General features: G+C 54.5%; 17 protein-coding genes, 1 tRNA gene and 4 pseudogenes. 12 read left to right on the top strand and 10 right to left on the bottom strand.

Features of this window, described 5'->3' with window-relative positions; translation table 11 throughout:
- Positions 1 to 148: 148 nt before the first annotated feature.
- Together SOPEG_RS05680 and SOPEG_RS05685 are read right to left on the bottom strand one after the other, a co-directional pair.
- Positions 149 to 1,432: pseudogene (locus tag SOPEG_RS05680) on the bottom strand (HlyC/CorC family transporter).
- Between the two features lie 26 nt (positions 1,433 to 1,458).
- Positions 1,459 to 2,247, bottom strand: a complete 789-nt coding sequence (locus SOPEG_RS05685; protein WP_025244612.1) for a cytochrome C assembly family protein — start codon at positions 2,245 to 2,247, stop codon at positions 1,459 to 1,461.
- 165 nt (positions 2,248 to 2,412) lie between these two features.
- Between SOPEG_RS05685 and ffh the strand changes: the two genes are divergently transcribed.
- From ffh to SOPEG_RS05720, 7 genes are all read left to right on the top strand, one after another.
- Positions 2,413 to 3,774, top strand: coding sequence for a signal recognition particle protein (gene ffh, locus SOPEG_RS05690; RefSeq protein WP_025244613.1), 1,362 nt, complete (start codon positions 2,413 to 2,415; stop codon positions 3,772 to 3,774).
- Positions 3,775 to 3,885: 111 nt separating this feature from the next.
- On the top strand, positions 3,886 to 4,134 hold the full coding sequence (gene rpsP, locus SOPEG_RS05695) for a 30S ribosomal protein S16 (protein WP_025244614.1): 249 nt from the start codon (positions 3,886 to 3,888) through the stop codon (positions 4,132 to 4,134).
- Between the two features lie 38 nt (positions 4,135 to 4,172).
- Complete coding sequence (gene rimM / locus SOPEG_RS05700; RefSeq protein ID WP_025244615.1) at positions 4,173 to 4,721, top strand: ribosome maturation factor RimM; 549 nt, start codon at positions 4,173 to 4,175, stop codon at positions 4,719 to 4,721.
- A 38-nt stretch (positions 4,722 to 4,759) separates the two neighbouring features.
- The gene (gene trmD, locus SOPEG_RS05705) at positions 4,760 to 5,515 is read left to right on the top strand and encodes a tRNA (guanosine(37)-N1)-methyltransferase TrmD (RefSeq protein WP_025244616.1); all 756 of its coding nucleotides are present in this window, start codon (positions 4,760 to 4,762) and stop codon (positions 5,513 to 5,515) included.
- Between the two features lie 62 nt (positions 5,516 to 5,577).
- Complete coding sequence (rplS, locus tag SOPEG_RS05710) at positions 5,578 to 5,925, top strand: 50S ribosomal protein L19 (protein ID WP_025244617.1); 348 nt, start codon at positions 5,578 to 5,580, stop codon at positions 5,923 to 5,925.
- Positions 5,926 to 6,244: 319 nt separating this feature from the next.
- Entirely contained in the window at positions 6,245 to 7,312 is a 1,068-nt protein-coding gene (locus tag SOPEG_RS05715) for an inositol phosphate phosphatase SopB (protein ID WP_025244618.1), read from the top strand.
- The gene (locus SOPEG_RS05720; protein WP_025244619.1) at positions 7,222 to 8,430 is read left to right on the top strand and encodes an IS256-like element ISSoEn2 family transposase; all 1,209 of its coding nucleotides are present in this window, start codon (positions 7,222 to 7,224) and stop codon (positions 8,428 to 8,430) included. Before SOPEG_RS05715 ends, SOPEG_RS05720 begins: the two co-directional genes overlap by 91 nt.
- A gap of 34 nt (positions 8,431 to 8,464) precedes the next feature.
- Here SOPEG_RS05720 and SOPEG_RS05725 read toward each other — a convergent pair.
- The 6 genes and pseudogenes from SOPEG_RS05725 to aspA form a co-directional block, all read right to left on the bottom strand.
- Positions 8,465 to 8,805, bottom strand: a pseudogene (locus SOPEG_RS05725) (Arm DNA-binding domain-containing protein); the annotation flags it as partial.
- A 168-nt stretch (positions 8,806 to 8,973) separates the two neighbouring features.
- Positions 8,974 to 9,049: transfer RNA gene (locus SOPEG_RS05730), tRNA-Phe, on the bottom strand.
- A 106-nt stretch (positions 9,050 to 9,155) separates the two neighbouring features.
- Entirely contained in the window at positions 9,156 to 9,731 is a 576-nt protein-coding gene (gene dicD, locus SOPEG_RS05735; protein WP_025244359.1) for a division control transcriptional repressor DicD, read from the bottom strand.
- A gap of 42 nt (positions 9,732 to 9,773) precedes the next feature.
- Complete coding sequence (locus tag SOPEG_RS05740; protein WP_025244360.1) at positions 9,774 to 11,492, bottom strand: protein-disulfide reductase DsbD; 1,719 nt, start codon at positions 11,490 to 11,492, stop codon at positions 9,774 to 9,776.
- Complete coding sequence (gene cutA / locus SOPEG_RS05745; RefSeq protein WP_025244620.1) at positions 11,468 to 11,836, bottom strand: divalent cation tolerance protein CutA; 369 nt, start codon at positions 11,834 to 11,836, stop codon at positions 11,468 to 11,470. Before cutA ends, SOPEG_RS05740 begins: the two co-directional genes overlap by 25 nt.
- A gap of 69 nt (positions 11,837 to 11,905) precedes the next feature.
- Positions 11,906 to 12,193 (bottom strand): annotated as a pseudogene (gene aspA / locus SOPEG_RS05750) (aspartate ammonia-lyase); the annotation flags it as partial.
- A 66-nt stretch (positions 12,194 to 12,259) separates the two neighbouring features.
- Between aspA and SOPEG_RS05755 the strand changes: the two are divergent.
- Complete coding sequence (locus SOPEG_RS05755; protein ID WP_025244362.1) at positions 12,260 to 13,480, top strand: ISL3 family transposase; 1,221 nt, start codon at positions 12,260 to 12,262, stop codon at positions 13,478 to 13,480.
- Positions 13,481 to 13,904: 424 nt separating this feature from the next.
- Here the strand turns inward: SOPEG_RS05755 and SOPEG_RS05760 are convergent.
- Positions 13,905 to 15,061, bottom strand: a pseudogene (locus SOPEG_RS05760) (aspartate ammonia-lyase); the annotation flags it as partial.
- 352 nt (positions 15,062 to 15,413) lie between these two features.
- Here SOPEG_RS05760 and SOPEG_RS05765 point away from each other — a divergent pair.
- From SOPEG_RS05765 to SOPEG_RS05780, 4 genes are all read left to right on the top strand, one after another.
- Positions 15,414 to 15,869, top strand: coding sequence for an FxsA family protein (locus SOPEG_RS05765; RefSeq protein ID WP_025244363.1), 456 nt, complete (start codon positions 15,414 to 15,416; stop codon positions 15,867 to 15,869).
- A 220-nt stretch (positions 15,870 to 16,089) separates the two neighbouring features.
- Positions 16,090 to 16,383, top strand: a complete 294-nt coding sequence (locus SOPEG_RS05770; protein ID WP_025244364.1) for a co-chaperone GroES — start codon at positions 16,090 to 16,092, stop codon at positions 16,381 to 16,383.
- A gap of 45 nt (positions 16,384 to 16,428) precedes the next feature.
- The gene (groL, locus tag SOPEG_RS05775; protein ID WP_025244621.1) at positions 16,429 to 18,075 is read left to right on the top strand and encodes a chaperonin GroEL; all 1,647 of its coding nucleotides are present in this window, start codon (positions 16,429 to 16,431) and stop codon (positions 18,073 to 18,075) included.
- Positions 18,076 to 18,276: 201 nt separating this feature from the next.
- Entirely contained in the window at positions 18,277 to 18,633 is a 357-nt protein-coding gene (locus SOPEG_RS05780; protein ID WP_025244366.1) for a DUF4156 domain-containing protein, read from the top strand.
- A 255-nt stretch (positions 18,634 to 18,888) separates the two neighbouring features.
- Here SOPEG_RS05780 and epmB read toward each other — a convergent pair whose 3' ends face one another.
- On the bottom strand, positions 18,889 to 19,917 hold the full coding sequence (gene epmB, locus SOPEG_RS05785; RefSeq protein ID WP_025244622.1) for an EF-P beta-lysylation protein EpmB: 1,029 nt from the start codon (positions 19,915 to 19,917) through the stop codon (positions 18,889 to 18,891).
- Positions 19,918 to 19,937: the final 20 nt, after the last annotated feature.

Consider the following 19,937-nt stretch of genomic DNA (forward strand, 5'->3'; position numbering starts at 1 on the left):
AAGAGTAGTAAGGCTCACCCGAGGGTGAGCCTTTTTAGTTACTGCCTGAAGGAGATCATAAACCCAACCCCGCCGTCAGCAACGGTCGGATGGCCCAGGGGGCAGGTAAAACGGCTGGTTTGAGCGGCGGCGTGCCCGGCGGGCGCGCTTAATTCCCGTCGACGCCTTGCTTTAACGGCTTTATGGGCGTGATGCGCACCTGCTTTATCATATTGTCCTGCACAGCCAGTATATCGATCTGATAGCTGCCAATATGCGTATGGGTATTGGCCAGCGGTATATCTTCCAGCAGCATATCGTTAATGGTACGTGCTTCCTCTTCCGGTAACGACCAGTTAAACGCCTTGTTAAGCTCGCGGATACTGGCGCCGCCCTCGATGATCACCGAACCGTCGCTTTGTGGAATGACCTCCTCCGCCAGGCTGGGAGACATGGAGGTAGTAAATCCCCCACGATCTCCTCAAGAATATCCTCCACCGTCACCAGCCCCTGGATATCGCCGTACTTGTTGACGATAATGCCCACCTTTTCTTTATTGCGTTGGAACTTCACTAACTGGACATTGAGCGGGGTGCCTTCGGGCACATAATAAATCTCATCCGCGGCGCGCAGCAGATTCTCTTTGGTAAATTCCTGTTTTTCCGTCATCAGACGGTAGGCCTCGCGAACCCGCAGCATGCCGATGGCGTCATCAAGATTATCGCGGTACAGCACGATACGGCCGTGGGGCGAATGGGTTAGCTGACGAATAATGGAACGCCACTCGTCGTTGACATTAATGCCGACGATCTCATTGCGCGGCACCATGATGTCGTTAACGGTCACTTTTTCCAAATCCAGCACGGAAATCAGCCTGTCCTGGTTGCGGCGGGAAATCATCGAGCGGGATTCCGTCACGATGGTGCGCAGCTCTTCCTTGCTCAGCGCATCGCGTACATTGGAGGGAAGTCTGATGCCCATCAGCCGCATTAATACGCGAGTAATCAGATTAAGCAGCTACACGACGGGCAACATCAGCTTTTGCAGCGGCACCAGCAGCAGGCTGCTTGGAAACGCGATACGTTCCGGGTAAAGCGCCGCCACGGTTTTCGGCAGTACCTCAGCGAACAGCAGTACCACGAACGTCAATACCCCGGTGGCAATGGCGACGCCGAGATCGCCATAAAGACGCATACCGACGATGGTCGCCAGCGCGGAGGCGAGAATATTGACCAGGTTATTGCCAATAAGCACCAGACTCAGCAGTTGGTCCGTTCGCCGCAGCAATTTCTCTACGCGGCGGGCGGGCGGCGCGATTACCCTGTTTTGCCTGATGGCGCAGACGATAGCGGTTTAGCGTCATCATGCCGGTTTCGGAAGCGGAGAAATAGGCAGAAACCAATACCATGATAACCAGAATGATCAGCAGCGTACTGGTTGAAACATGTTCCAAAGAGGGCTTTCCTTATCGGCGTCGCATTACGCCATTACGTTTTGCCAGATCCGGCTGCCGAAATAGGCCAGCGTCAATAACAGCACACCCAGCACGCTGAGCCACACCACCCGGCGACCGCGCCAGCCCTGCCGGTAATGACCCCATAGTATTACAATATAGACCAGCCAGGCGATGAAAGAGAGAACCGCCTTATGCCGGTTCTCGGCGACGAACAGATCCCGCATGAAAAAAAGACCGGTGGCGAGCGTCAATGTTAACAGCACCACCCCGACCTGGGTGATGTGAAACATTTTGCGCTCAATGCCCATCAGCGGCGGCATGTCGGAATGGAGACTCAGTTTCTTATTTTTCAGCAGGTAATCAAGCCACGTCAGCTGGAACGCGTACAGGGCGGCGATAATCAGCACCGCATAAGAAAATAGCGCCAGGCCGATATGGACCATCAGACCGAGCGTGGCTTCCAGATGGGTAATGAATTCCCCCGGCATCAGGGTAATAAACGCCACATGGATCATCGCGAAGATATAGACGATGGGCAGCAAAAACCAGCCGCGGTTGCGCGACGCCGCCACCGTCATGATCACGCAGATGATAAGGCTGATGAGTGAGCCCACGTTCAACAAGCTCAAATTCTGCCCCGCCTGCACGCCAAAGATGCGCAGCCAAATCAGCGCGCCGTGTCCCAGCATCGCCACCGCCGCCGACAGCAGGGCCAGCCGGCGATAAGCGCTATTGCGGCGTAAAATGCTGGGCAAGATCAGGCCGAGGCTCAAGGAATAGGCAATAAAGGCCAGAAGGGAAATCCAGGACATAGCAGCGTCATCGTCTGACTTAAATAAAAGAGGCGACCAGTATAGCCTCCAGCGCGCCATGCTCCAACCGTTGTCGTAAGGGGGGCAGCGATCCCGGCCTGCTTCGTGTTATACTGCCGCCAATAATGTCGCGCAAGCGGCCGGACGCCAGGTTGAGTAAAAACGATGTTTGACAATTTATCCGATCGATTATCGCGCACGTTGCGCAATATCAGCGGCAGAGGCCGCCTGACTGAAGACAATATCAAAGAAACCCTGCGCGAAGTGCGCATGGCGCTGTTGGAAGCGGATGTGGCGCTCCCGGTAGTGCGGGACTTCATCAGCCGGGTCAAAGAGAGCGCGCTGGGGCAGGAAGTCAATAAAAGCCTGACGCCGGGGCAGGAATTCGTCAAGATCGTGCGCGCCGAGCTGGTGAACGCCATGGGCGACGAAAACAACGCCCTGAATCTGGCGGCGCAGCCGCCGGCGGTGGTGCTGATGGTGGGCCTGCAGGGGGCGGGGAAAACCACAAGCGTCGGCAAGCTCGGTAAATATCTGCGCGAAAAACAGAAGAAAAAAGTGCTGGTCGTGTCTGCCGACGTGTATCGCCCGGCGGCTATCAAGCAGCTTGAAACGCTGGCGAACACGGTGGGCGTCGATTTTTTCCCGTCCGACGCCGCGCAAAAACCGCTCGATATCGTCAATCAGGCGCTGAATCAGGCCAAGCTCAAATTTTATGATGTGCTGCTGGTGGACACCGCCGGCCGCCTGCATGTAGATGAAACGATGATGGCGGAAATCATCGCTATCCACGCCGCCATCCACCCGGTGGAAACGCTGTTTGTGGTGGATGCCATGACCGGCCAGGACGCCGCCAATACCGCTAAAGCTTTTAATCAGGTGCTGCCGCTGACCGGGGTTATCCTGACCAAAGTGGACGGCGATGCGCGCGGCGGCGCGGCGCTTTCCATCCGCCACATTACCGGCAAACCCATCAAATTCATGGGCGTCGGCGAGAAAACCGACGCGCTGGAGCCCTTTTATCCCGATCGCCTGGCCGGGCGGATACTTGGCATGGGCGATGTGCTGTCCCTTATCGAGGATATTGAAAGCAAGGTCGATCGCGCCCAGGCGGAGAAGCTGGCCAGCAAGCTGAAGAAAGGCGACGATTTCGATTTGACCGACTTCCTGGATCAGCTCAAGCAGATGCGCAATATGGGCGGCATGGCCAGCATGATGAGCAAGCTGCCCGGCGTCGGCCAGCTGCCGGACAACGTCAAATCGCAAATGGACGATAAAGTCCTGGTGCGCATGGAGGCTATCATCAATTCCATGACCGCCAAAGAGCGCGTTAGCCCGGACATCATTAAAGGCTCGCGTAAACGCCGTATCGCCGCCGGCTCCGGCATGCAGGTCCAGGATGTTAACCGCCTGCTGAAACAGTTCGACGACATGCAGCGCATGATGAAGAAAATGAAAAAGGGCGGTATGGCGAAAATGATGCGCAATATGAAGGGTATTATGCCGCCCGGTTTCCCCGGTCGTTAACTATCGATTGCTTTTTACCCCGAAACGAGTAGAATTTTGGGGCTTTTTATACGGCAACCGGGCCCCGTTCCCCGACAGGGTCCGGTTGTTTTATTAACTAAAGAGGATGTTATGGTAACAATTCGTTTGGCACGTGGCGGCGCTAAAAAACGCCCATTCTATCAAATCGTCGTGACCGACAGCCGCAATGCGCGCGACGGTCGCTTTATTGAACGTATTGGCTTTTTCAACCCGATCGCTACCGGTCAGGCTGAAGATCTGCGTTTGGATCTGGATCGTATTGAACATTGGGTTGGCCAGGGCGCAACGGTTTCCGAACGCGTTTCCGCGCTGATCAAAGACGCGAAAAAAGCAGCATAGACGCGAAAAAAGCAGCATAACGCCTGCTGGTGGTGAAAATGAGCAAACAACTCCGTATCGCAGCACCCGTTGAGCCGGTAGTCGTGGGCAAGATGGGCTCGGCGTATGGCATTCGCGGTTGGCTCAGAGTGTTTTCATCCACTGAAGAAGCCGAAAGCATTTTTGATTACCAGCCCTGGTTCATCAAAAGGGCCGGTGAGTGGCAGCCGATTGGGCTGGAAAGCTGGAAGCGCCACAATCAGGACCTGATCATCAAGGTCAGGGACATCGAAGACCGGGAAGCGGCGACGCTTTTGACCAATTGCGAAATCGTCGTCGACGCGTCGCAATTGCCGGACCTTGACAACGGCGAGTACTACTGGAAAGACCTCCTGGGGTGCCAGGTCGTCACCGTCGGCGGTTATCAGCTGGGGGAAGTCATTGATTTGATGGAAACCGGCTCGAACGATGTTCTGGTGGTGAAAGCCAACCTGAAAGATGCCTTTGGCATTCAAGAGCGGTTGATTCCGTTTCTCGACGGGCAGGTGATTAAGAACGTCGATCTCACGGCCCACGTCATTGAAGTTGACTGGGATCCGTGCTTTTGACCCCCGATTCTGAGGGTGGCGATAGCGGAAGCGGCGGGATGTGGATTGGTGTTATCAGCCTGTTTCCCGAAATGTTCCGCGCCATTACCGATTACGGGGTGACCGGCCGGGCAGTGAAGAATGGCCTGCTGCGGGTGCAGTGCTGGAGCCCGCGTGAATTTACCCCCGATCGGCACCGTACCGTGGACGATCGCCCTTACGGCGGCGGACCGGGTATGCTGATGATGGTGCAGCCCTTGCGGGATGCGATTCACGAGGCAAAAAACAAGGCAGGCGAAGGGGCGAAGGTGATTTATCTCTCCCCTCAGGGTCGTAAGCTCGATCAGCAAGGCGTGAGCGAGCTGGCCGCCAACCCAAAGATGATTTTGGTCTGCGGCCGTTACGAAGGTATTGATGAGCGTTTAATCGCCACCGAGATTGATGAAGAATGGTCAATGGGTGATTATGTGCTCAGCGGCGGTGAATTAGCGGCGATGGCGCTGATTGACTCGGTTTCCCGGTTTATTCCGGGCGTACTGGGGCATGAGGCCTCCGCGGCGGAGGACTCCTTCGCCGAAGGGCTGCTGGATTGCCCGCACTATACCCGTCCTGAGGTGTTGGTCGGCATGGAGGTTCCGCTAGTTCTGCTGTCGGGCAATCATGCTGAGATTCGTCGCTGGCGTCTAAAACAGTCTTTGGGCCGTACCTGGCTGAGAAGACCTGAACTTCTGGAAAGCCTAGCTCTGACTGACGAGCAAGCAACGTTGCTAACCGAATTCCAGCGGGAATATCGGGTGATGCAACAAGATGATTAAAGGGATCGGCCGGCTGGCCGGTTAGCCTGAACTATCAGTTTACCTAGGGTAAGAGACCAATTATGAGCAACATTATTAAGCAAATTGAACAAGAACAGATGAAGCAGGACGTACCGTCCTTCCGCCCCGGCGACTCGGTGGAAGTTAAGGTATGGGTTGTTGAAGGCAGCAAAAAACGTCTGCAGGCATTCGAGGGCGTGGTTATCGCTATTCGTAATCGCGGTCTGCATTCTGCATTAACTGTTCGCAAAATCTCCAACGGCGAAGGCGTTGAGCGCGTGTTCCAGACGCATTCTCCGGTCATCGACAGCATTACCGTGAAACGCCGTGGTGCCGTTCGTCAGGCCAAACTGTATTACCTGCGTGAACGTACCGGTAAGGCAGCGCGTATTAAAGAGCGCCTGAACTAAGGTATGCTTTCGCAACATCCGAAAGTGTTTAGTTAGTCAAGGGTCAACCAATGGGTTGACCCTTTTTTTTTGGCGCGGTGGTGTAGGTTGTCATCTCACTGAGCAAAGATAATCATAACACTAAACGCCATAAATAACCTGGTGGCGGGAAAACGCTTAGGTGTTCAGCCATAGAGGGAAAACCAATAAAAAAGTTTATCGGCCACGTGAAAAAAGGCGAGAAGACAATGAATAAATAGAGTGCAAGTGCTGAGTAGCGTTAATTGACATCAAATTTAGGCAAATCAGGAATAATAATCCTAACTATAGGAGGTCTGATATGCCTGAAGTAAAACTACACGGTCACGTTGCGTCAATGAGAAAGATTTTCGAGCAACAATCACCCAAGGACGCAGCAAAAGACACGCTTGTCAACGAGCGTAATTCACTTAATTCTAACCTAAATTTTTTGTATAGCCTACTTGATGGCAAGGATAGCAAGCGGCCCGAAAAGCAAACCCTTACTGAATCTTCCGAACGCCGTGACCCGCCATCGGTGTATGGTAAGAGGGAGGGGTTCGAGGCGATCTACGATAAGCTGAACCCGTTGGAAAAAAACCGGTCAATGGATAGCGATCAGCATTCTTCGCCAGAGGCGATAAACGCGGCATTGCTGTCGAAAAGCCAACCGGAAATAAAAGACGTGTCGCCCACTTCCGGCAAAGGGGTGGCGCCTGAGATCGCCTTAAGAGACATGAATGTGTCAGAATGCGCCCAGTCAATTAATGAGCTTACCGAGTATCAACTTGGGGTAATTGAGACGACAATACTGGCCTATAAACAGCTTGAAATACTTCAGCCAATGGAGAGAAAGGGGAGATCTGCCAGCGCCGAGAATAGCATCCATGACCATATTATTGCCAGCCGCGAACACTTGGCGGAATTGAAAAAAACGATGGAGGGCAAATTCGCTGAAATTAAACAAGATCGTAATGCCCATCCCGACGAGTTAATGGACGCCGCTAAGCTACGCAAAGAGATGCTGGCGATGCTCACCAGTGAATATCAGAAGATGGGCATCAAGCCGCAAGAAGCCAAAAAACGCGCTCTCGTCGCTTATAATGCGGCGCGTACTGATACTCTCAATAATGCCCCCTGGAAAACGATACAGCGGGAGATAAGCCATAACGGCAACCAGTATAGTAGTCTCCAGCGCCCTGTCGCCGAGATGAAACTGGGGGACAGGAGCCTGTTTAGAAATTTGTGTATTTGCCTGATTTTGATATGTTCAATCCAACATCAAAAACAGGTTAATTTATGGACGAAAAACAGTTGCAGGCTCTGGCTAACGAACTGGCCAAAAATCTCAAAACCCCTGAAGATCTCAGTCACTTCGATCGGCTGCTGAAAAAAATCAGCGTCGAAGCAGCTCTCAATGCCGAAATGACCCATCACCTCGGCTACGATAAAAATCAGCCTAAACCGGGGACCAACGCCCGCAACGGCTATTCCACAAAAACCGTTACCACTGGCGATGGCCCGCTGGCGCTGCGTACTCCGCGCGATCGTGACGGTTCCTTTGAACCGCAACTGGTGAAGAAGAACCAGACCCGGATTACCGGGATGGATAACCAGATTTTATCGTTGTACGCCAAAGGGATGACCACCCGCGAGATCGCCGCCGCGTTCAAAGAGCTGTATGACGCCGATGTCTCGCCGGCGCTGGTCTCAAAGGTCACCGATGCGGTCATGGAGCAGGTTGTCGAATGGCAAAACCGGCCTCTGGATGCAGTCTATCCCATTGTTTATCTTGACTATATCGTTCTAAAAGTCCGGCAGGACAGCCGCATCATCAACAAATCTGTGTTCCTGGCGCTGGGCATCAACATCGAAGGCCAGAAAGAGTTGCTAGGTATGTGGCTGGCCGAAAACGAAGGCGCAAAGTTCTGGCTGAACGTGCTGACAGAGCTGAAAAACCGCGGCCTGAACGATATCCTTATCACCTGCGTAGACGGGCTGAAAGGTTTCCCTGACGCTATTAACGCGGTGTATCCGGAGGTGCGGCTCCAGCTGTGTATCGTGCATATGGTGCGCAACAGCCTGCGGTTCGTCTCCTGGAAGGACTACAAGGCCGTCACCCGCGACCTGAAAGCTATCTATCAGGCCCCTACGGAAGAAGCCGGCTTGCAGGCGCTGGAAGCGTTCTCCAGTGCCTGGGACATCCGCTACCCGCAAATAAGTCGAAGCTGGCAGGCAAACTGGGCCAATCTGGCCACGTTCTTTGCCTACCCAACGGACATCCGCAAGGTGATCTACACGACCAACGCCATCGAGTCGTTAAACAGCGTGATCCGGCATGCCATCAAAAAGCGCAAGGTGTTCCCGACCGACGACGCAGTGAAAAAGGTGGTGTGGCTGGCGATACAGGCGGCCTCACAGAAATGGACAATGCCTTTGAGGGACTGGCGCATGGCAATGAGCCGCTTTATTATCGAGTTCGGTGACCGCCTGGACGGTCACTTCTGAGAAAAGGCATTTACACAGAATCGTGTACAGGGTCCCAGCGCTTGTTATTGGCGTGCCACTCTCGGGCAATGTACTCAAATGTAAATTCTCCTGTTGCTTCGGCCATCTCCTCCTGTTGAACTTTCTTTGGATCTACGTTTTTTGCCAATAGCTTCTTGGCTTCATCCCGTTTTGCTCTTGCCTCTGCCAATGAGACAGTGGGGTAAACTCCAAAAGCTAGTTTATCCTCTTTTTTGTCTCCTGGGCGTCGGTACTTCATGCGCCAGTACTTGGAGCCGCGTGGCACAACTTCAAGATACATTCCGCCACCGTTGACAATTTGTAGGGCTTTTCTTTGGGTTTGGCGGTCTCTACCTGCCGAGGATTTAGCTTCATAGGGGGCCTTTTTGCATCGAACCGAAATGGATCCACAAACAAATAGTGCCCCCAACTAAGGGTAGATTGCAATAGACCTCAGTCTTACTCTATAAGAGTGAATGTTCTTTTTAGATAAGGCTTTGTGGGAGGGTTGTAGACTTTAGAATACCACTATAAACGTGTTAGTGGTGCCCGGACTCGGAATCGAACCAAGGACACGGGGATTTTCAATCCCCTGCTCTACCGACTGAGCTATCCGGGCAACGGGCCGCATTAAACCGTATTGGCTCGATTTCGTCAACGGGTTTATCCGAGAATTACGTGAAACCGCCGTCAATTGCTGAGTTTTCAGGCAAAACGCGGAAAATTCAACTCAAAGCGCCGTTTTTCCGGCACAGTGCCAGACGTAAAATATCTTCCGCCAGACGGCGCGCTACCGCTACATCCTGAGCGTTGTGTTTGACCAGCAGTTTGCTCAAGCAGCCCTCTAACACCAGCTCCATTTGCTGGGCGACCATGGTCGGATCGTCAGCCTCAAGCTCTACCAGTAGCGCCCGGGTGTAGCGGTAGGACGCCTGTTTTTGCTGGTCCGCCAGTTGATGGATGGGGTGCGCCGTTGCGGGATAAAAGCTGCAGGCGGCGATAAACAGGCAGCCAGGATAACGCTGTTGCTCAACATGTTCCGCCAAGATCTGATAGCGCGCCAGCAATTTTTGCTGCGCATCCATCGCATCATCTTGGCGTACGCGGTTGCGCCATTCGTCCACTTGGCCGGCATGGTAGCGCAAGCAGTCATAATGCAGCGCCTCGCGATCCGGCCAGTAGACGCTCAACTGCGCTAGCGGCAGCGCCAGCTCATCGGCCAGCATCGGCAGTGATACCCGCGCGAAACCCCGTTGCTCAAGCAGGCTCAGCGCCCGGTCCCGTATATGTTCTCGTTGCACATTTCCTCCTGGTTAACCGGCGGTTGCCTAACTGAGTGTCGCTCACGGCGCCAGTTTCCGCAAATGCTGCGCAAAATCCGCCGCGTTCATAAAACCGGTTACCCGCGAGCCGGGGATCTCGTTGCAGCGGCTATCGAAAAACAAAATTGTCGGCAGCCCCATCACCTGCAGCTGGCTGAGCAGCATTTTTTGCGCGGGCGCATTAGCGGTAACATCCGCCTGAAGCAGAGTCAGGCGATGCATTTGCTCGGCCACGGCGGGATCGCTGAAGGTGTATTTATCGAACTCTTTACAGGCCACGCACCAATCGGCGTACACATCCAGCACCACCGGCTTGCCGGGGGCGGCATTTAGCGCCCGCGTGATTTGCTCAAGCGTTTGCACCGGCTGGAATGCCGGCGCCGCGCCGGTGGTCAACGGCGTGCCAGAGGGCGCTCCCCATAGCCAATCCTGCAGCGGCCGCGCGCCTATCAGCGTCAGGCCAAGCAGCAGCACCGCCAGCAGGCGGCCGCGGGCCTGCAGGCACAGCATAAATCCCCAGCCGAAAAACGCGACCGCCAGGAGGCTCCATAGCCGCGCCCCCCAGTTATCGCCCAAGATGCGCTCCAGCAAGAATACCGGCAGCGCCAGAATAACAAAACCGAACCCCTGTTTGACCTGTTGCATCCAGGGGCCGCTTTTGGGCAGCATTCGATGGCCGAACAGCGCAACCAGCACCAACGGAATACCCATGCCTACCGCATATAGCCACAGCGTAAAACCGCCGAACCACAGATTACCGCTTTGGGCGATGTACAGCAAAATGGCGCTCAGGGGCGCGGTGGTGCAGGGGGAGCAAAACAGGCCCGCCAGCGCGCCCATGATAAAGACGCCGGGTAAGGTGCCTTGACGCTGACGGTTGCTCCAAAGCGTCAGGCGGGTCTGTAGCGCCGGAGGGAGTTGCAGGGTAAACACGCCGAACATCGACAACGCCAGCAGGATAAACAGCACGGCAAGTCCAATCAGCAGCGCGGGCTGTTGCAGCGCCGCCTGGAATTGCAGGCCGGCGGCCGCCACCGCCACGCCCAGCAGGGTATAGGTAATGGCCATCCCCATAACGTAGACCACCGCCAACAGGAGTACCCGGGTGGCGCTAAGCCGCACTCGATTGCCGAGAATGACGGCGGAAATCAGCGGATATATCGGCAGCACGCAGGGCGTGAAGGCGATACCGATGCCAATAAGCAGTGCCCACAGCGGCGAAAACGGCACTCTGTCGCTTTGGGGCGAAGGTGTCGGGACGAGGGCGGTGCTGCCGGGGCCTTTCGCGTCAGCCGGCGCCGCGACGACGGCTGATAAGGGAATGACCTGGGTTTCCGGCGGGTAGCAAAAGCCCGCTTCCGCGCAGCCTTGCCAACTGACGCGCAGCTGGCTGTCGTTTTGCGCCTGCGTCAGCGGCAGCGTGATGCGCAGGTCATCGCGGTAGATCGCCACATCGCCGTAAAACTCATCGTGATGGCGGCTGCCGGCGGGCAGCGTGAAGGCGCCAAGGGTGGCGTTTATCGGCTCCAGCCGGATCTGCTGACGGTACAAGTAGTAGCCGGGATGGACGTCCCAGCTCAGCGTCAATTGCGATCCCTGCTGACGAAAATCGAAGCGGAACGCCTGATCCACCGGAATGAACTGGTTGCCGTGAGTATTGCCGAACAAGGCGGCCTGGGCGGGCGGCGGCAGGCATGCCAGCCACGCCAGCAAGATCAGCGTAAAGAGTCGTTGAGCCATGATAGATAATCGGGGTCGCTGCCGGTGACGGGCAGTACCAATAACTCCGGGGTTTGATAAGGATGATGGGATTTGATGTGCGTGAATACCGCCTGCCGCAGGGCCATGCGGCTTTTGATAAGCAGTTGCACCTCGGCCTGCTGTTCGAGCTCTCCCTGCCAGTAGTAAAGCGACGTGGCGCCAGGCAATAGCGTGACGCACGCGGCGAGGTTGCCGGCCAATAAGCGCTGGGCGATGGCGCGGGCGCAGGCGTCGTCGGGCGCGGTGCAAAGAATGATACACAATCCGGCATCGTCGGGCTGTGGGAGAACGCCTTCCGGCTTGCCGTCTGGGTTATCTGCCATTATCACCCCCTGTGTGGAAAACGCCGGCGGGCATTATAGCCTGTTCGCGCCGCCGGCGACAGTGCAGGGTCAGGACGGGGTATCCTCAGGATAGCGTTTGGCTTTGTATTCAGGATGCATCAAGTTTTGCAGCGAGAAGATATCATCCAGTTGCGCCGCGGTGAGCAGGCCGCGCTCGAGCACGACCTCGCGCACGCTTTTACCGGTCTCGGCACAGATTTTACCGACGATATCGCCGTTGTGGTGGCCGATAAACGGGTTAAGATAGGTCACGATACCGATGGAATTAAAAACATATTGTTCGCAAATAGCCTGGTTGGCGGTAATCCCGCCAATGCATTTGTCCTGTAGATTGAAGGGTCTTCCCCTGTTGTGGTGGCTAAGGGCATTATGATGGCAGTCTTGATTTTTGAGGAGTCTGCCATGGACGAAAAGTCCCTCTATGCCCATATCCTTAACCTGTCCGCACTGTGGCAGGTACAATCCCTTTCTCTTGATGAAAAATCTGGATCAGTGACGGTAATTGTCGGCATTGCCGAGCACACACAACTGGCCTGCCCAACCTGCGGTAAATCCTGCTCCATACATGATCACCGGCGTCGTAAATGGCGTCACCTCGATACCTGTCAGTTCACCACGCTGGTTGAGGCTGATGTCCCCCGCGTTGACTTCCCCGAGCACGGTTGCCAGACACTGCCTGTTCCCTGGGCAGGGTCAGGCAGCCGCTACACCTTGTTGTTCGAAGCCTTTGTTCTTTCATGGCTGAAAGTCAGCACCGTGGATGCTGTCAGAAAGCAGCTCAAACTCAGTTGGAATGCCGTTGACGACATCATGATGCGCGCAGTCAAACGAGGCTTGGCCCGGATAAAACAACCCTTATCCGCCCGTCACCTCTGCGTGGATGAAGTCGGGTTCAAAAAAGGACACCAGTACGTCACCGTTATCTCTGACAGGCAGGGACGCGCTTTGCAACTGACCGACGACCGCGGTGTAGAAAGCCTTGCCAGTTATCTGCGCAGCCTGAGAGATCACCAGCTTGATGAGATAAAAACGCTGTCTATAGACATGAACATGGCCTATATCAGTGCAGCCCGCATCCATCTCCCCAATGCCGTCGATAAAATCGCTTTCGATCACTTCCATGTGGCAAAAATGTTGTGCGCCGTCGTTGATAAAACCCGTCAGGCTGAGATGAAACAGATCCCGTCGTCAGACAGGAAAGACGCCCACCGCTCACGCTATCTATGGTTTTACAGCAAACAAAATCGCCTCGGGTGCCGGGCAGAGAGGTTAGAAGTTGCCCGGCCGGTGTTACCCCAAACGAGCCAGTGCTGGGTAATGAAAGAGCTTGCTCGCGATCTGTGGCACCGCCGCTATGACAATCATAGCCGTAAGCTGTGGCAGGAATGGATGGCGATGGCTAAAGACACCGGCATACCGCTCATGGCCAGCATTGCCCGCATGGTGGCAAAACGCCTTTACGGCATTCTGAATGCAATGAAAAACCGGGTATCAAATGGGAATGCGGAGTCCCTGAACAGCAAAATACGGCTGCTCAGGATCAAGTCACGGGGCTTCAGGAACAAAGAACGTTTCAAGCTGGGCGTAATGTTCCACTATGGGAAACTAAATATGAATTTTTGAGCAATCATTTAAGGGAGTTATAAAATTTTTTTTGCTGGTGATGTTGTATTCGCTCGTCATTCTCCTTTTCTTTTTCCTTTTGCCACATATTGCTGCATCCCGGATCGCTAGGGGTAAGACAATATGGAGTTTTATCAACTTGAGACTCACTTTTCTCCCAAGATAATTTTGGCGTTACCTCTGGTGACAGTGAATAGTCTTTCTTATCAGTGTCATACATCATATTTGGTGAGACCTATGCTGCAACACCATGAAGCAGTAAGATAAATGGGGCATATGCATATTTTTTTAAGCATGACATGAACGTTATTCCTTTAAACGTAAATACGTTTGACATCCATATAGAAGTCCAAGTTCCAGCCAAAAGAATAAGTAAAGTAAAAATGCAGAACTGTCGATTGAGCCACCACAACAGGGGAAGACCCAGATTGAAACAGACATTGGTAAGAATATGCATCGACTCGAACATGGCCTGGCCGATAACCGGCTCCATGACGTTTAACTGCAACTGCCCCGCTTCCGCCGCCATGGTGATGCAGGTATCGTTGCCGATCACCTTGAAGCACACCTGATTTACCACCTCCGGCAGCACGGGGTTGACCTTGGCGGGCATGATAGATGATCCCGCCTGTAGTCGGGCAGATTGATCTCATTCAAGCCGGCTCGCGGGCCAGAAGACAGCAACCGCAGGTCGTTGCATATCTTGGACAGTTTCACCGCCAGGCGTTTCAGCGCGCTGTGGACCATGACATAGGCGCCGCAGTCGGAGGTGGCCTCAATTAAATCCTCGGCCGGGATGCAGGGCAGCCCGCTTATCTCCGCCAGCTTCTCCACCGCCAGCGTCTGGTACCCTTCAGGGGTGTTCAGGCGGGTACCGATAGCGGTCGCGCCGAGGTTCACCTCTAGCAGCAATTGCGCGGTGCGCAGCAGGTTTTTGTTCTCTTCCTTCAGCAGCACGTTAAAGGCGTGGAACTCCTGGCCGAGCGTCATTGGAACCGCGTCCTGCAACTGGGTTCTGCTCATCTTGAGAATGCCGTTGAATTGCTGCGCTTTTTTCTCAAAACCCGCCCCCAGATAATCTATCGCTTCCACCAAGCGCTGGAGCGCGTGATAGACCGCCAGGAGGAAACCGATGGGGTAGGCGTCATTGGTGGACTGACATAAGTTGAGGTGATCGTTGGGATTAAGGAATTGGTATTCCCCTTTTTGGTGCCCCATCAGCTCCAGGCCGATATTCGCCAGCACTTCATTGGTATTCATATTAACGGAGGTGCCGGCGCCACCCTGAAATACATCCACCGGAAACTGATCCATGCAGCGGCCCCGGACCAGAACTTCATCACAGGCGCGGGCGATGATATCGGCGATATCCCGCGGTAGCGTCTTAAGATCTTTATTGGCCAGTGCAGCGGCTTTTTTGACCATCACCATACCGCGTACCAGCTCGGGAATATCGCTGATACGCGTATTGCTGATGTAGAAATTTTCACTGGCGCGCAGGGTATGAATGCCATAATAGGCGTCGGCCGGCACTTCACGGGTGCCGAGCAGGTCTTCTTCTATACGGATGAGGGTTGACATGCGTCTTCCTTGTAATTGTCGGTCTTTATCATTAATGTTAAAAGAAAATGGGTTAATATCTACTCTATATAGTGTCTTAAACTGACGTTGGTTTTATTTTTGCCATTATATTCTGTCATTAAGACAAGACCATTAAGCCGATCACGCTTAGTTAATCGTTTTTACTTAACCAGTTAGCGCGGGAGGTGAAGGGCGCTTGCAGGCCACGACTCGGCGTATCGCTTGAAAATTGTCTTAAGGGATACCATTACATTAAGACAAGCCGGCAACAAGGCGCATTTTTTGCGGTGGCGAATTTTATCGCTTTGGGCGGATACTCTCGCGGCGGCAATCGATAACACAGGAGAATTCGGTGCGTTGGATCCCGTTATTAATCATTTTTATCATCACCTACATTGAGATTTCCTTTTTCATCCAGGTCGCCCATGTGCTTGGCGTACTGGCAACGTTGCTGCTGGTGATCGCGACGTCATTTATCGGTGTATTGCTGGTACGGGCCCAGGGGCTGCGTTTTCTGGGGCAAATGCAGATCAAGCTGGCCCGCGGTGAGAGTCCCGCCGGCGAGATGATCAAAAGCGTCTCGCTGTTGCTCGCGGGATTTCTGCTGCTGCTGCCCGGCTTTTTCACTGATTTCCTCGGCCTGCTGCTGTTATTGCCGCCGATACAGAATCTGTTGACGCTGCGCCTGCTGCCTTATTTGCGTTTTCAGCGCGGTCCCGGCGCCGGCGGTGAGACCTTTGAGGGCGAGTACCACCGTCATGATCTTCCTCACGACAGATTAAACGACCGGCGTGACGATGAAAAATAGGTAAAAAAAGAGGGTGGGGTGATAACATGTAACATGTTGATTAAAATAATATTAAATTTTTTATGGCTAAAATTCCATCGCTTAAGTGAAAAAATTTTTTTTCCCCCCTTGAAGTTTCTCTGAACGCCCCCATCTTATTCACCACGAGGCCGGGCATGGCATCGTGCCGAGTATTCATCCCAAAAAAACTGATACGGACTTTCTCAAAGGAGAGCTATCAATGAAAATTCGTCCATTACATGATCGCGTTATCGTCAAGCGTAAAGAAGTTGAAGCCAAGTCTGCGGGCGGCATCGTGCTGACCGGTTCCGCAGCGGGCAAGTCCACTCGCGGTGAAGTACTGGCTGTGGGCCACGGCCGTATTCTGGAAAACGGCGAAGTGAAAGCGCTGGACGTGAAAGTTGGCGACATCGTGATTTTCAATGACGGATATGGAGTGAAGGCTGAGAAAATCGACAACGATGAAGTGCTGATTATGTCCGAAAGCGACATTCTGGCTATCGTTGAGCAGTAATCCGCGAGTAATCATCTGAACTGAACGAATTTAAGGGAAATCGAAATGGCAGCTAAAGACGTAAAATTCGGTAACGACGCTCGCGTAAAAATGCTTCGCGGCGTAAATGTTCTGGCCGACGCGGTAAAAGTGACCCTGGGTCCTAAAGGCCGTAATGTAGTGCTGGACAAATCCTTCGGCGCGCCGGTCATCACTAAAGACGGCGTATCAGTCGCACGTGAAATCGAACTGGAAGATAAATTCGAGAACATGGGCGCCCAGATGGTGAAAGAAGTTGCCTCTAAAGCCAATGACGCTGCAGGCGACGGCACCACCACCGCGACCGTGCTGGCTCAGTCTATCGTTAACGAAGGCCTGAAAGCCGTGGCCGCCGGCATGAACCCGATGGACCTCAAGCGCGGTATCGATAAAGCCGTTATCGCCGCTGTAGAAGAGCTGAAAAAACTGTCCGTACCTTGCTCCGATTCCAAAGCGATCACTCAGGTGGGTACTATCTCCGCCAACTCCGATGAAACCGTCGGCACCCTGATTGCTGAAGCCATGGCGAAAGTCGGCAAAGAAGGCGTCATCACCGTGGAAGAGGGTTCGGGTCTGCAGGATGAGCTGGACGTGGTTGAAGGGATGCAGTTCGATCGTGGTTATCTTTCCCCTTATTTTGTCAACAAGCCGGAAACCGGCGCCATTGAACTGGAAAGCCCGTTCATTCTGCTTGCCGACAAGAAAATCTCCAATATCCGCGAAATGCTGCCAGTGCTGGAAGCCGTTGCCAAAGCAGGCAAACCGTTGTTGATTATTGCTGAAGATGTTGAAGGCGAAGCGCTGGCTACGCTTGTGGTAAACACCATGCGCGGTATCGTTAAAGTCGCTGCCGTGAAGGCGCCGGGCTTCGGTGATCACCGTAAGGCCATGCTGCAGGATATCGCTATCCTGACCGCGGGTACCGTTATTTCCGAAGAAATCGGCCTTGAGCTGGAAAAAGCTACCCTGGAAGATATGGGGCAGGCCAAGCGTGTTGTTATTACCAAAGACACCACCACCATCATCGACGGCGTGGGCGACAAGGCCCTTATCGATAGCCGCGTTACGCAAATCAACCAGCAGCGCGACGAAGCCACCTCCGATTACGATCGTGAAAAACTGCAAGAGCGCGTGGCCAAACTGGCTGGCGGCGTTGCGGTTATCAAAGTAGGTGCCGCTACCGAAGTCGAAATGAAAGAGAAGAAAGCCCGCGTTGAAGACGCCCTGCACGCTACCCGCGCCGCAGTGGAAGAAGGCGTGGTCGCCGGCGGCGGCGTGGCGCTGATTCGCGTAGCCAACAGCATTGCTGAACTGCGTGGCGACAATGAAGATCAGAACGTCGGCATCAAAGTTGCGCGTCGCGCGATGGAAGCGCCGCTGCGTCAGATCGTCGCCAACGCCGGTGAAGAGCCGTCCGTCATCGCCAATAAAGTGAAAGCGGGTGAAGGTAATACCGGTTACAACGCGGCGACCGAAGAGTACGGCAACATGATCGACATGGGTATCCTGGATCCGACCAAGGTAACCCGTTCCGCGCTGCAGTATGCGGCTTCCATCGCCGGTCTGATGATCACCACCGAATGTATGGTGACCGATCAGCCGAAGGAAGACAAACCTGACCTGGGCGGCATGGGCGGCATGGGCGGCATGGGCGGTATGGGCGGTATGATGTAATCCTCCCGTATCGCTAATGGCGTTGAAACCCCCGGCAAGCCGGGGGTTTTTGTTTTTTTGGTAAAAAATTATCAACCAAGCGGGATTTAGGGTATAAATTCAGGGCGTCCACAGGACGGGCCGCCGGATAAAACGCGCCAGCGGGGAGCGTGGCGCGCACAGCAAATTTGCCATACCCTTCAGGAATTCATTAGGAAAAAGATGCGGACCAAATTCTTAATGATGTTTTGTGCCGGCAGTCTGTTGGTAGCGGGATGCAGCAGTACGCATGATTTAACGGCAGCCGGCCAATCGGTGCGTTTCACCGATACCCAGCCCGGTAGCGAGTGCCGCCTTTTGGGCGAGCTTACCGGTACTCAGAGTAACTGGTTTTCCGGCCAGAACGGCGAAAACAGCGCCATGCGTGGGGCCGCGAATGATTTGAAGAACCGCGCGGCCACAATGGGCGGCAACGTTATCTACGGCGCCACCAGCCCGGTCAGTAAAAAAGAAACCTACCTGGCGAGCTTTGTGCCGCTGGACAGCAAGATTCAGGGCCAGGTGTATAACTGCCAGTAAAGCCCGGAGCTGCTGATATGCCCGGTGGCCACGGTAGAGACCGTTTACCGCCTGTTGTGCACCGCCGGCAGGCATCGGGCCATGACGCGCCCTCTCCGGGAAGCCTAGGGTAATGGCGCGCCGCTCGACCTAGGCTGGCTGGGCCGCGACCCGGCAATCCCGCACGCACCGGCGCCAGTCTCCGGGCAGCCACTAACGCCAGGCTGGGGGCCATTCTTCCCACTCTGGCGCGTAGCCGCTGGGCAGCCAATGCCGTCAGCGTTGCCGCAGTCCCAGATCCAGCGGTGTCTTGCTGCGCTCGCCGCCGATTTCCCGCGCTAGCCGTGGCACCAGATAGCCTGATACTTTCTCCAGCAGTTGCCGCATAATCTCTCGTGCTTGGGTATCCTGCACCATAAAATGCGCAGCCCCCTGTACCCTATCCAGCACATGCAGGTAATAGGGCAAAATGCCGGCGGCGAAAAGCGTTTCACTGAGCGCGGCCAGCGTAGCCGCGTTGTCATTGACGCCGCGCAGCAGTACGCTTTGGTTGAGTAATGTCACCCGCGCATTGCGCAACCGTGTCATACTGTCGCACACGGCGGCATCGATTTCGCGGTCGTGGTTGATGTGGGTCACTAGCACCACCTTCAGCCGGCAGCCGGCCAGGCGCTGGCAAAGACGCGCAGTAATACGTGCCGGGATGACGACCGGCAGCCTGCTGTGAATGCGTAGGGTGGTCAGGTGGGGGATTTCTTCCAACAAACAAATCAGCTCATCCAGCTCATGATCTTTAGCCATTAACGGGTCGCCACCGGAAAGAATGATCTCATTCAGTTCAGGATGTTGCCGGATATAGGCCACGGCGCGCAGCCAATTCGTTTTGTTGCCCTGATTTTTCTGATAGGGAAAATGGCGCCGAAAACAGTAGCGGCAATTGACCGCGCCGCCGCCTTTCACCAGCATCAGCGCGCGGTTTTGGTATTTATGCAGCAGGCCGGGCACCACGCTGTGCTGCTCGTCCAGCGGATCGGTGCTGAATCCCGGCGCTCGATCGAATTCCTCACGTGCCGTAATCACCTGGCGCAAGAGCGGATCGTTCGGGTCGCCCGGCAGCATGCGCGCCGCAAAAGCTCGGGGAACGCGAAACGGGAACAGGCGCCGCGCCTCGGCGCCCTCGCGCAGGTCAGGGTGTTGCTCGAGCCCAAGGTGCTCTAGGAGTTGCACGGGGTCGGTGATGACATCGGCAAGTTGATGTAACCATTGTTCTCTAGCGGGCGTATTTCGGGTTATAATATGTGCCATTTTTTGGCTTAATGACCAAG

Origin of the sequence: Candidatus Sodalis pierantonius str. SOPE, from assembly GCF_000517405.1 — a bacterium.
Lineage (GTDB): Bacteria > Pseudomonadota > Gammaproteobacteria > Enterobacterales > Enterobacteriaceae > Sodalis_C > Sodalis_C pierantonii.

What these genes read in the sequence shown, in the direction of transcription:
- SOPEG_RS05685 (WP_025244612.1), bottom strand. Translation starts at nt 2,247, where the DNA reads ATGTCCTGGATTTCCCTTCTGGCCTTTATTGCCTATTCCTTGAGCCTC.
- ffh (WP_025244613.1), top strand. Translation starts at nt 2,413, where the DNA reads ATGTTTGACAATTTATCCGATCGATTATCGCGCACGTTGCGCAATATC.
- rpsP (WP_025244614.1), top strand. Translation starts at nt 3,886, where the DNA reads ATGGTAACAATTCGTTTGGCACGTGGCGGCGCTAAAAAACGCCCATTC.
- rimM (WP_025244615.1), top strand. Translation starts at nt 4,173, where the DNA reads ATGAGCAAACAACTCCGTATCGCAGCACCCGTTGAGCCGGTAGTCGTG.
- trmD (WP_025244616.1), top strand. Translation starts at nt 4,760, where the DNA reads ATGTGGATTGGTGTTATCAGCCTGTTTCCCGAAATGTTCCGCGCCATT.
- rplS (WP_025244617.1), top strand. Translation starts at nt 5,578, where the DNA reads ATGAGCAACATTATTAAGCAAATTGAACAAGAACAGATGAAGCAGGAC.
- SOPEG_RS05715 (WP_025244618.1), top strand. Translation starts at nt 6,245, where the DNA reads ATGCCTGAAGTAAAACTACACGGTCACGTTGCGTCAATGAGAAAGATT.
- SOPEG_RS05720 (WP_025244619.1), top strand. Translation starts at nt 7,222, where the DNA reads ATGGACGAAAAACAGTTGCAGGCTCTGGCTAACGAACTGGCCAAAAAT.
- SOPEG_RS05740 (WP_025244360.1), bottom strand. Translation starts at nt 11,492, where the DNA reads ATGGCTCAACGACTCTTTACGCTGATCTTGCTGGCGTGGCTGGCATGC.
- cutA (WP_025244620.1), bottom strand. Translation starts at nt 11,836, where the DNA reads ATGGCAGATAACCCAGACGGCAAGCCGGAAGGCGTTCTCCCACAGCCC.
- SOPEG_RS05755 (WP_025244362.1), top strand. Translation starts at nt 12,260, where the DNA reads ATGGACGAAAAGTCCCTCTATGCCCATATCCTTAACCTGTCCGCACTG.
- SOPEG_RS05770 (WP_025244364.1), top strand. Translation starts at nt 16,090, where the DNA reads ATGAAAATTCGTCCATTACATGATCGCGTTATCGTCAAGCGTAAAGAA.
- groL (WP_025244621.1), top strand. Translation starts at nt 16,429, where the DNA reads ATGGCAGCTAAAGACGTAAAATTCGGTAACGACGCTCGCGTAAAAATG.
- SOPEG_RS05780 (WP_025244366.1), top strand. Translation starts at nt 18,277, where the DNA reads ATGCGGACCAAATTCTTAATGATGTTTTGTGCCGGCAGTCTGTTGGTA.
- epmB (WP_025244622.1), bottom strand. Translation starts at nt 19,917, where the DNA reads ATGGCACATATTATAACCCGAAATACGCCCGCTAGAGAACAATGGTTA.